The 12,236-nt window shown below is 37.1% G+C and carries 10 protein-coding genes; 5 read left to right on the forward strand and 5 right to left on the reverse strand.

Annotated features, from left to right (window positions below):
* Positions 1-126: 126 nt before the first annotated feature.
* The 5 genes from ACYT32_RS00960 to ACYT32_RS00980 all read right to left on the reverse strand — a co-directional run bounded on the left by ACYT32_RS00960 (position 127) and on the right by ACYT32_RS00980 (position 5,001).
* Positions 127-1,416, reverse strand: a complete 1,290-nt coding sequence (locus tag ACYT32_RS00960; protein WP_395264068.1) for an FAD-binding oxidoreductase — start codon at positions 1,414-1,416, stop codon at positions 127-129.
* Positions 1,394-2,194 (reverse strand): FAD:protein FMN transferase, encoded by an 801-nt coding sequence (locus ACYT32_RS00965; protein WP_395264069.1) that lies wholly within the window; start codon positions 2,192-2,194, stop codon positions 1,394-1,396. The genes ACYT32_RS00960 and ACYT32_RS00965 overlap by 23 nt, the downstream gene beginning before the upstream one ends.
* A 14-nt stretch (positions 2,195-2,208) precedes the next feature.
* Positions 2,209-2,688: an FMN-binding protein gene (locus tag ACYT32_RS00970; protein ID WP_395264070.1), complete on the reverse strand. Its 480-nt coding sequence runs from the start codon at positions 2,686-2,688 to the stop codon at positions 2,209-2,211.
* A gap of 118 nt (positions 2,689-2,806) precedes the next feature.
* The gene (locus ACYT32_RS00975) at positions 2,807-3,586 is read right to left on the reverse strand and encodes an FAD:protein FMN transferase (protein ID WP_395264071.1); all 780 of its coding nucleotides are present in this window, start codon (positions 3,584-3,586) and stop codon (positions 2,807-2,809) included.
* 122 nt (positions 3,587-3,708) lie between these two features.
* The gene (locus ACYT32_RS00980) at positions 3,709-5,001 is read right to left on the reverse strand and encodes a nucleobase:cation symporter-2 family protein (protein ID WP_395264072.1); all 1,293 of its coding nucleotides are present in this window, start codon (positions 4,999-5,001) and stop codon (positions 3,709-3,711) included.
* A gap of 126 nt (positions 5,002-5,127) precedes the next feature.
* Here ACYT32_RS00980 and ACYT32_RS00985 point away from each other — a divergent pair, with 126 nt between their 5' ends.
* The 5 genes from ACYT32_RS00985 (at position 5,128) to ACYT32_RS01005 (ending at position 12,236) form a co-directional block, all read left to right on the forward strand.
* On the forward strand, positions 5,128-6,564 hold the full coding sequence (locus ACYT32_RS00985; protein ID WP_395264073.1) for a C69 family dipeptidase: 1,437 nt from the start codon (positions 5,128-5,130) through the stop codon (positions 6,562-6,564).
* 154 nt (positions 6,565-6,718) lie between these two features.
* The gene (gene greA / locus ACYT32_RS00990) at positions 6,719-7,186 is read left to right on the forward strand and encodes a transcription elongation factor GreA (protein ID WP_395264074.1); all 468 of its coding nucleotides are present in this window, start codon (positions 6,719-6,721) and stop codon (positions 7,184-7,186) included.
* Between the two features lie 174 nt (positions 7,187-7,360).
* Positions 7,361-8,281, forward strand: a complete 921-nt coding sequence (locus ACYT32_RS00995; protein WP_395264076.1) for a DMT family transporter — start codon at positions 7,361-7,363, stop codon at positions 8,279-8,281.
* Positions 8,282-8,407: 126 nt separating this feature from the next.
* Positions 8,408-9,412 carry a D-2-hydroxyacid dehydrogenase gene (locus tag ACYT32_RS01000; protein WP_395264077.1) on the forward strand — a complete coding sequence of 335 codons (1,005 nt, stop codon included), beginning with the start codon at positions 8,408-8,410 and terminating at the stop codon, positions 9,410-9,412.
* A gap of 277 nt (positions 9,413-9,689) precedes the next feature.
* Positions 9,690-12,236: a hypothetical protein gene (locus tag ACYT32_RS01005; RefSeq protein ID WP_395264078.1), complete on the forward strand. Its 2,547-nt coding sequence runs from the start codon at positions 9,690-9,692 to the stop codon at positions 12,234-12,236.

Raw genomic sequence — 12,236 nt, forward strand, 5'->3', positions numbered from 1 at the left:
CTCGTTATCAATATCATTTCTTGATACAACTAAAAGTATAAAGATGAAGTTTGAAGACTTTATGATGAACTTTTGAAAAAAGAACTATCCTTTGATGAACTATCTTTATAAGATCGTAACAATAGTTTACCAACTGAATTCTTCAAAATAAATTTGACCATTGCCCGCTCCGTGCTTTTTCAAAACTCTAATCCAATGATGCATCATCGAACTTGGTCCGCCGATCAGAAAAATCGTATTTTGCTGCCAACCATTCGGTAAATTACTCAAAACTTGCTCATTTTTAAATCGGCCGACTTGCAAGTGACAGTCAACAATATTTTGTTTCTGCCACTCTTCAAAGCGATTTAAATACAAGAGATCATCTTGTTTATGAGCCGTATAAAAGATACGCATGTTACGACCAACGTTGGCATCAATCGTTGATAATAGCGGCGTTACACCAATTCCACCAGCTAAGATCACAATGTTGGCATTAGCTGGCTGCTCTTCTAAAAATTCTTGATATCGGCCATAGCCTCCGTCAATTTTGACGCGGGCTTTTTCTTCAACTTGGGTCAACGATTTAGTAAAATCCCCATCACCACGAATAGCTAAGGTGATCTCTCGCTCTTTATTAGGGGCGTTAGCGATTGAGAAAGGATGCATCTCTTGTAAACCAGGGTAATCTGGGAACGACAAGAAGATATAATCACCGGCCAACAGTTGGATATGGGAACTACGCGGTAATCTGATTTTTAGTTCCTGAATATTGTTGGCGATCGTTTGATTAGATGATAGTATTCCTTGCTCATACGTCAATGGTTGAACTAGCTTGCTAAAAATATAACTGACTAGAACTAACAAACTGACTATATCAAAAAGATAAATAAAAGGTTTTATTGCGGTAATATAACTGATCAATTGAACATGAATAAATACCAAAATCAACGCTACAATATTCAATCGATGAATCCAAACGGACAATTCGTGTCTAAATAATTTTTCTAAGAACTGCTTGATCTTTTTAAGAAGTGAAACTCGGTTAGTCAACCACCCGGCCATAAAAATTAATGAATAAATCATCAATCCTAAGAAGAGATCAAATGCCCAATCTCCAGTTGTTTTGATCCAACCAGTTGAGGGGGCACCTTCTTTATGTAAATATGCCAAAACTATCGCCGCGATACTCAACATGCCGTGAACCATGTACATCTCTGGTAACCCAATCAGCCTATCTAACCACTTAGGTTTAGTACTCAGATAAACTGCAAATAGCATCCACACGTAAGCAATCGTTCCATAATAAATAGCTCGGTATTCGCTTTGATAAATAGTCGGCAACCCAGCTGACAAGGTTTGAATAAATGGCAGGGGCAACAAAAAGACTGCAATCAACCAAAATAATCCAAAACTATAACGGTGTCTTTTGAGCATTAGCCAGCACTCCTTTACTGAAACCTGTCAAGGTGTAATCTTTATTTACTAACAGTCCTGAAAGATCATTTTGAGCAATCATTTCAAGAAATTTTGCATGACCAGCAGCAATACCAGTCGTTGCCCATATATCAGCATTAACCAAACTATCACTAATAATAGTTGCTTGTTTAACATCGTTGTCATCAAGACGTACTATGTGTTCACCACGTTTATTATTACCCGAAGTAGCTACGCTGCCATTTTTCAAATAATAGACAGCCACGATCTCCTGTAAATTTTCCGGATTCTCAATGCCAATTCCCCAACAAAAATCATTGTCAGAGCGAGTAGCTAATTTCATATCGCCACCACCATTTAATGAGACACCGTAAATCTTCGGATCTTGTAAAAGTGGTTTTAAATAGTCGTTAAATGACTGCTCGATCGCCCAACCTTTTACTAACCCAGTTGGATCATAATGTCCCGAAAAATAAGGTGTAAACAGACTGTCGGTCATTTGTTCAGCCAATACGGATTGAGCATAGACCGATTGAAAATCTTTTGACTCCAAAATAGGATCACGATCGCCACTTTGAAACCTTGATACTAAGGAATCCGTTCGAAAAGGCGAAAAGTCCATATCGATTTGATGTAGTCGTTTTTTTATTTTTTCAGTAACCCAATCTAGTTGTTCCATTACTATTTCATCCGGATCAAATGTCGCTAATTTTACTGTAAAAGGAATGTTCATCTGATTAATCACTCGATTGGGAAAATGATACTGTATATTTTTCATTTATTATTACCTCATCATTCCGCTTGATTTAAAGCATCCTGCAATGATCCGGTAAATCCTTTGTACGTTTCCGTTGCACCAGAAATTTGTTGGATGCTAGCACTCTGAGCTTTAATTGCTTCTGACTTATATGTTGGTAAAGCTTGTTCATTGATCTCGACTGACTTTTGTTCAGTATCTGGCGAAGACAAAACATTGATTTTGGTTAGTTTCCCTCCAGATATAGTAATTTGAACTTGGACATCGCCCCATTGAGTACTAGTTGCCGTTCCAGTATAGGTTCCATCCTTATATTTTCCTGTTGATGAATCACTCGTCGATGAAGATGAAGACGAGGATGAGGTTTTCGAACTTTCTGTTTTATTCGTAGTTTGTGTATCTGCATTAGAAGTGGAACTTGTTTGTTGGTTTTTAAAGAAAACGATATAACCATCAATTGCCATAGCAATAGCGACGCCAACCGATAGTGCCACTCCAGTCACTTTTTTTATCATTGGTCTGTCCTTCTATCTTTTATTTTTAAGGCTGATTATATTCAGCATATTTGAATTATTTATGAAGTAATTAGGAAAAAATTTGTGAAAAAAGAGACATATAACGACGTTATATGTCTCACTTGGAAACAGCTATTTTATTTGAAAATCCATCACGGAAGTTTTCCATTCCCAAATTCTTATCAACCAACATACCAGTTAAGTGATATTTGGAAATAAATTCTGGAAATTTGTCCGTTCCAGCAGCAATTCCAGCTGAAGACCAAATATTGGCATCCAGCGCGTTACTGCTGACGATTGTAACTTGTTCAATATTACTCTTCTCTTTACGTAAACTACGCAATTCATTGGAAGTCGAGACAGCGCCATTTTGCAAGAAATAAGTTGCCAAAAGGATATCTAATTTCTTAGGGTCCTTAATTGCAATCCGCCACCGAAAATCAATATTGGGACGACTGGCCAAGCGAACATCCTCGCCACATCTCAAGGACACGCCATCGATTCCGTCTGCGCTGAGTAATGAGAGTAAATAGCGATTAAAAATCTGATCGATCATCCAACCATTCAACAAACCAATGGGATCGTATTTACCATTGAAGTATGAACTGAAATAATGCTGAGTCATCTGTTCAGCCGTGATTGTCTGCTCGTATACCTCACGAAAGACTTTTGAAGTCATCAAACCAGTCTCTTCACCATCTTGAAATCTTGCTAAAACGGAATTGCTATTCTCTAATGAAAAGACGTTATCATATTCTTTGATTTTTTCTGAAATTTTTTCGATAGTCGCATCAATTACTTTAGTATCGATCAAACTTGAATTGGGAGTAGCTAATTTAATTTCCATCGGCAGATCAAACTTGTTAACGACAATGCTGATATATTTATATTCTGTCATATTTTTCACTCCTTTATATTAAAAAAACGTACACTTATCTTAACTTTCTCGATAAGTATACGTAGCAAATGTGATGAAAATATGACTAAACTTTGTAATTGTCTTGAAAAAGCTTGAACTATCTAATTTGTCTTCTTTTGAGGGTTTAACAACAAATTCAACAAGATAGCTGAAAAACTACCAACAACTAATCCGTTATTCAAAATTGTTTGGACTGCTGATGGCAAGAAGTGCAATAAGGTAGGCTGTACGGTCACACCTAAGCCTAAACTGATTGAGACGGCCATAATCATAATATTATTATTATTCATTTCGACCTTTGAAAGCATCTTGATTCCTTCAATACCAACGGTACCGAACATAATCAACATGGCTCCACCTAACACAGCATTAGGAATCAATTCTGCCACCGCTCCAACCTTAGGAATCAATCCTAAGATGATCAACAAGAAAGCTGAAAAATAAACTGGCTTGTTCTTCTTAATCCCTGAAAGTTGTACAACCGCAACATTTTGGGAGAAAGTTGAATATGGGAAGGTGTTGAAGATACCACCTAGGATAGCTGCAAAACCTTCAGAAGCATATCCTCTTTGTAAATCATTTTCATCTAAATCTTTTTCAGTTAACTCGGCTAAAGCATAATAAACTCCAGTCGACTCGATCATACAAGTCAAAGCAGCCAGTAACATAACCAAGATTGACGACCATTCAAACTTTGGCGTTGCAAAATAAAATGGTTGAGGTATTTGGAACCAGTGGGCCGAACTAACTGTCTTAAAGCCAATCTCACCCATACCAATACCCATTAAGTATCCGATCACGATTCCAATCAATACGGCAATTTGTTTGATAAATCCGCGACCCCAAATACTAATAACAACGATAATTAGAGCTGTACTAAAGCCTAAAATCAAATTAGTAGGATTACCTAAACTTTTGTCCGCTACATTACCGCCACCGATATTTTGAAAGGCTACCGGTATTAAAGTAAATCCAATCAAGGTGATCAAAGATCCAGTTACGACTGGAGGGAAGAAGCGCTTTAAACTAGCGAATAATTTCGAAATCAACATGATAAAGACACCTGCAACAATGATGGCACCATACATATAGGCAATCCCAAAGTGATGTCCAATGTTTTGTAACGGCGTTACATATTCAACAGCTGATCCTAAAACCACTGGCAATCCTATACCAGTCAAAGGTGTGCGTTTAATTTGTAAGAGTGTAGCCACCCCGCACATAAAAATATCAACTGAAATTAGATAAGTCATTTCCTTGGCGTTGAACCCTAGTGAAGTTCCAATCAGAATTGGAATCAGAATATCCCCGGAGTACATGGCCAATAAATGTTGAAACCCTAAGAGCAGATTTTTCAGAAAAGAATCGCCCTGTTTTTTTGTATCTAGATCCATTATTGCCCTCCTATTATTTAGAAAAGTATAGCATTATTTTCAAAACATAATAAAGAACAAGTTTGGATAACTCTTAAGTTTAGTTATGCTAAAATGAGATGAGTATGAAGAGGAGGAATTCTTATAATGAAGAAAAATCATTTAGATGACGCTTGTACAACTATTTTAGTTGGTAAAGACGCCAGTTTAGACGGTTCAACAATGATTGCCAGAAATGACGATACATTCTTTGCTGTAGCACCACACAGTTTTGTTTTAAACCCTGCTGTTAAGGGCGAAAAAGGACGTAAGGTTAAGTCATGGTTGAATGGCTTTGAATCAGAAGTTCCAGAAAATGGTTACAAATGGCCAGCCGTTCCTAACGTTGATTACAAGAAATTCGGTTACTATGACGAAAGTGGTATCAATGGAAAGAACGTTGCCATGTCAGCTACTGAAAGTACTTATGGTAACGAACGTGCTTTAGCTTTTGACCCATTAGTTAAAGACGGTATGGATGAAGATGTCATCGTACGTATGGTTCTTCCTTACGTTGATTCAGCTAGAGGAGCTGTTGAACGTACCGGCGAATTGATCAAGAAGTTTGGTTCACCAGCTGGTAACTCAGTTCTATTCAGTGATAAAAATGACGTTTGGTATATGGAAATCGTTACTGGTCATCACTGGGTAGCTCAAAGAATTCCTGATGACAGTTATGCCGTATGTGCTAACCGTGTTTCAATTCAACAAGTCGACTTTAACAAACCTGATGAATTCATGTGGTCCGAAGGTATCCAAGAATTCGTCGAAAAGAACCACTTAAATACTGATAAAACTGGTTGGAACTTCAGACATATCTTTGGTACAGATAACTTGAAAGACCGTCACTATAACACACCACGTGTTTGGTTCGGCCAAAAGTTCTTCAATCCAGAAATCGAACAAGACCCTGAAGATGGCGAATTACCATTCATCATGAAGACAGATCACAAGATTTCAGTTGACGATATTGAATATGTTCTTGGTTCTCACTACAACGAAACACCTTACGATCCATATAGCCCATATGCTTCTGATGAAGATAAGCACCGTTACCGTCCAATTGGTTTGAACAGAACTCAAAACTCACATGTTCTTCAAATCAGAAACGATGTCCCAGAAGAATTTGCAGCTATCATGTGGTTATGTATCGGCTTCCCTACATTCACACCTTACATTCCTTTCTACACTAATATGAACGAAACTGACCCATCATATAACGACGCTTCACTCAAGTTCAATTTCAAGGATGCATACTGGATGTATAACGCTTTGTCAGTTCTTGTTGAATCAAACTATTCTGAATTCATTCAAGACGACATCGACTACTTAACAGAAGTTCGTCAAGATCTTCGTATGGCCGTTGCTGAAACAGATAAACTGGCGGCTAACTATTCTGGCGATGAATTAACAGAATTCTTAACTGACAGAAACCAAGCTGTTGTTAAAGAAATGCAAGATAAGGCTCACAAACTATTTGGTGAACTCTATACAAAAGGTATCAACCTTTCAAAACTTACATTTAACATGGACGAAAACCTTTAATCAATTATCTTGAAGCTTAACGAAATATCGTTAGTTATCATAGATGCAATTAAGACATCTGCTGATTTTATAATAGTCAGCAGATGTTTTTTGATTTCTATACTAAATTACGCTAAATTGATGATAGAAATTCATTAAATACGAGGTTTTAGACATGGAACCAACATTCAATAAAATGACTCCAGCTGGCTACAAAGCCATTGAATTAGAAATCAAGGAATTGAAAAAACAACGCCCCCAAAAGATTAAAAACCTAGCTGCTGCAGCTGCACTTGGTGACCGCTCTGAAAATGCCGAGTATACAACTGCTAAACAAGAATTGGGCAGATTAAACGGGCGTCTGCACTATCTATCAAAACAATTACAGTATGCCGATGTCGTTCAACCAGAAGATAATGACCAATTAGATATCGGTAAATTCGTAACAATTGAGTTCTTAGACGACCATGAGCAGATCACCTACCAGCTAGTTGGTAAACAAGAGGCCAACTTGGAAAAAAACAAAATCTCCTTTACATCCCCAATTGGCAAGGCTTTGAACCACCACAAAGTGAACGATACCGTGACTGTTGTCGCCCCAGACAATTCATACCAAATTAAAATTATTGAAATTCATCTTTGATTTTTCTGGAAGATTCTAAATTATTTTATCAATATTTAAGCACAGAAATCCTTAAGTATCATAGCTTTGGGGCAGATTCATCCCACCTGATTTTCACAAATTGAAAAAAATGATAGTCAAAATCAAATAAGCACAGGTATAATAGTTCTATTAGTTTTTAGGAGGATATTTTTAATGGAAGAAAGTAAAAACTTAGCTAAGAAAACACTTAACCGTGGTTTCTGGTTAGCGTTTTGTGCTTCTGCTCTCTGGGGAATTTCAGGTACTGTTTTACAAGTTGTTGCTAAGAATCTTAACATCCCGGCAATGTGGTTCATTGGCACTAGAACAACTGTAGCTGGAATCATTCTATTGATCGTCGGCTTAATTGTTTTGCCAAAAAATCAATTCTTTGCTGTTTTCAAGAATTGGAAAGATCTGTTAACATTATTGAGCTTCTCAGTCTTTGGACTATTGGCTAATATGTATACATTCTTCTTGTCAATTCAAACTGGTAATTCATCAACTGCAACCATCTTGCAATACTTATCGCCACTCTTTATCATGATTGGGGCAATTATTTTCACAAAGAAAAAGACCTCTCGAATCGATGTAATCTCTTTTGCACTGGCTTTGGTCGGGGTCGTCTTGATGATCACTCGTGGAAACCTTAGTCATCTATCTATTCCTTTGGTATCAGTCATCTGGGGAATCGGTAGTGGTATCACTGCTGCCTTGTACATTACAATTCCTCAAAAACTGATTGCTAAATACCACGGTATTTTAATCACCGGTTGGGGTATGTTATTAGCGGGAATCATCGCTAACTGCTTTAATCCCATTTGGGTCAACCCCCCTAAAATGAATACTGCTAGTATTCTAGGTGTAGGTACAGTTATCTTAATTGGTACAGTTTCTGCCTTCTTACTGATGGTTCTAAGTACGAAATACACAACTGCAGCAATCGTAAGTATTACTGATGCTGTACAACCATTTACTACCCTAATTTTAAGTATTATTTTCTTGAAATATGTTGTGAACTTACCAGAAATTATCGGTGCCATCATCGTAGTTCTTGCGATTTATGTCTTGAACCGTTATGACGATGTCGGATGATTTCTTCAACAAGTAATTAAACAAAATGCTCTCTGATTCTAATGTGAATTCAGAGGGCATTTTTTTGAAGCACTACGAAAATTCTGTTTTAATATACTTATACATGCTATTCAAGGAGGAACACAGATGAAAATTTTTGCTTATGGTATTCGTGAGGATGAACAACCTTCACTCAAAAAGTGGCAGGAAAATAATCCTGAAGTTGAGGTAGCTTTCACGGAAAATATTTTGACGGCCGATTCAGCTCGCTTAGCTGAGGGTGCAGATGGTGTCGTTACCTTACAAACCGCTGCTTACACTCGTGAAGCTTTGGAAGTTTTACAAAAACTGGGAATTAAATTTATTTCAATCCGTAATGTAGGTGTCGATAATTTTAATTTCACCGATCTTAACGATTTAGATTTCACTTTAACAAATGTGCCCGTCTATTCACCTAATGCCATTGCTGAACATACAGTTCTGTTAATGGGACGTTTGCTTCGTCGTGTACCTGAATTCGACCAAAAATTTGATAACGGTGACTTCACCTGGGCTCCAACAATTGGTAAAGAATATCGTGAACAAACTGTAGGTGTCATTGGCACAGGTCACATTGGCCGCGTGGTTATTCAAATTTTACAAGGCTTCGGTGCTAAAGTAGTCGCTTATGATGTCTATCATAATGAAGATATCGAAAAACTTGGTCTCTACGTTGATAGCTTAGAAGAGCTTTACAAGCAATCAGATATCGTCACACTTCATGTACCTTTGTTCGATAGCAATAAACATATGATCGACGACCAAGCTATCGCCCAAATGAAAGACGGAGTTTATATTATTAACTGTGCCCGTGGCGAATTGATCGATACTGATGCTTTGATTAAAGGTTTAGATAGTGGCAAAGTTGCTGGTGCCGGCTTGGACGTTTTAGATAACGAGAATGCAGTCTTTGGCAAGGTTTGGAGCAGTCCCGAGAATATTCCCGACGCCAAAATCAAAAATTTAGCTAATCGCATCAACGTTATTATTACTCCTCATAGCGCTTTTTACACGGAAACGGCAATTCACAATATGATCACGACCGCATTTGATTCCAACAAGCAGCTGATTGAAGGTTCCACTCCAGCTACAGTTGTCGACACTCAAAAATAATAGTGATTATCAAATATTAGCGGTAAAAAATGGCCTTAACCTGTCAGAAAATAATTCTCTAGACAAGTTAAGGCTTTTTTTAGTTCTGTTTTGTTTTAAAAAATAACATTTATATATTTTATAACACACATTTTTATAAATAACAATCTATATTAATAAATCATATCTCAATAATTTTTCTATACAAAAATGAAATATTTTTATTATCCATCCCCGCTATAATTACAAAGAGGAATATATATAATTTTTTTTATATTTAAAAAGGGGAGGAATATTTATGAGGTTCTTGAAAAACGGCCTGAGGTTGGTTGTTGGTTCATTTATCGTGCTCTTATTTTCACTTTTATTCCCAATAAAAACGACCCAAATTTTGGCCGATACCGATGATAATCAGAATGCGATTAATTCAGCTCCACCTGGTCTTGATATATCCAAATACTTTGTTTTGCCAACCAATCCCACGGTCTATGGGGATAATAATCCATACAATACTAATTCCGCAACTACTTATCGAAATAATACGATTCTTGGTTTAACCAACGGTAATGGTACCTATGGCGTATCTTGGTCCAATCAGTCTAATGACAACTATTTTAATATCAATCAAACAGAAACCATCTCTGCCTGGTTATATTTCGGGGCTGCTGGTGATAATGCCTCTTTAAACGGTCAAGGTATGGCTTTTGTCTTGCAGAATGATCCTAGAAAAACTAATGCTATTGGTGCAGGTGATCAAGGGTTAGGCGTCTATGGATACGATAAGTCTACCTATTTACCATTTTTCTATTCCCGTTTACCATCAACTGACTACATCGCTTCAACTGCTGTGCAAAACAGTATGGCTTTGGAATTTGATTCCTTAACAAATGATGTAACAAGTGAAAATTCACCACTACCACTTCAAAAAGGTAGTGGCTTGGGTACATATGATTACACATTAAACGGATATGACACAGCCGACACAACAGGCAAAATCACCGCTCCCGATGGGTATCCAAAAGATACAAAACTCGGTGCCGCAGGTCCATTTGGTCATATTGCCTTAACTTATCCTGGTAAAAAAGAATCTTACGCCTTGGGACGCGTTGGTTCCCAAAATTTAAGTAATGACCTTCTCTCTTTACTCATTAACAATTTTAAGGGCTTTGATCAAGCATATTCTGTTTTCCATTCAGGTACTAAGGTATCTGACTTAGTAGATGGTACTGATCTCCAGCATAATCCTTTGTATTGGCATCATGTTACTATTACTTGGCATAAATCAACTGACGGTGGTAAAACCAATCAACTTGAATACCAAATAAATGATAAATATCTAGATGGTACTCTAAATGCTAATGCTAATAATAGTGACTATGAATATTTAGATAAAACTTTCACAGTCGATCCCAAAGTTTTAAATGCTGGTTCAGATGGCAAGGTGTATTGGGGATTCACCGGTTCAAATACAGCTACAGCGAGCCTTTCTGGCAATCCTAAAAATCCTACTACTTACAATAAACTAGTTGTCTTTGAATCAATTCCAGCTTTGGTTACAGTAACTCCATCAACAACTATTACTGATCATAATTTAAATAAGGTAATCTATGATGATTCCACTTCAGATGTCGAGACCGTAAACAATGGCGATGACCTGACGCTTGATTACAATTTAGATGTTGATCGTGAAGCTAGCCGTAAGAACTGGACTAATGTAATTGCTAAAATGAATTTGCCAACAAATATCAACTATAAAGCTGATACCAACGGTAATATTGCTACAATAACTTATACAAACACGTTAACTAACAAAACATCAACTGACTATATCAGCGGTTCCCAATTAACTGCACAACAATTAAACTTCACATTGAGTAAAGCTTTAGGTGCTCAAAGTGGTGCTGACTTTGACAAAGTTAAGATTAGTATCAATGGACAAGCAAATAATCCTACTACTTCGGATCTAAAAGTTGGACCGGCACCATCGGTCTTCACCGGTAATGAAGCCATCGTCTCAACTAGTTCACCTAAGTTTATTATCAAAGGCAAAAAGGATTATACGTTACAATTAGCAAACCCTAGTGGTGATATCGATCTATATTACAAGAAAGCTAATACAGATTTAACGTTACCTACACAATTGAAATATAGTAATGGTAATACTTTTGACCAAAATAGCTCGATGAATTATACCGTCACCGTTAATGGCCATACTTATCACACAGTTGAAACAGGTGCCAATTTATCTAGTGATCTAAAAACTTACAATGGCTCAGTCCCTCTGAAATCCTTAATTGCTGCTGATTCTACTGTCAATGATTTCTGGGATCTCTTCCCAGCCAACACCACTCAAAAGGTCACTGTAACCGCCTATGACCGTGAGACCGGTTTGGTTTCGAACAGCGTTACCTACAATGTAAATATTCATGAAGATCACTTACTAAGCATGACGGTAACAAAAAATCTGACATTCCAGAGTACTAATACCTTCAGTACTTCTCGAATACTAAAACGTAAAACTAATTTCGATCTATCAATCTCAAGTAGACAAGATCCTTGGAAATTGAGCGTTTCTTCTAATGGTTTGGCTCAAGGTGGCCAAGCTTTCAATGGTAATGTCGTTTATAAGCATTCAGAAGCTTCTAACTCTCAGGATTTAACTAGCTCTCCAACTTTGATTGAATCAGACTCTACAATCAGTAATAATCTAATTGAAACTGACATTTCTAAGAACTGGACCGATAATTCGGGATTACTTTTGAAACAAACAGGTTCCAATACTAGTGGTACATATACAGGAACTCTTACTTGGACCTTAACTAGTTCCCTTGGCAGTAATTCGTAA

The organism is Companilactobacillus sp. FL22-3 (genome assembly GCF_054881455.1).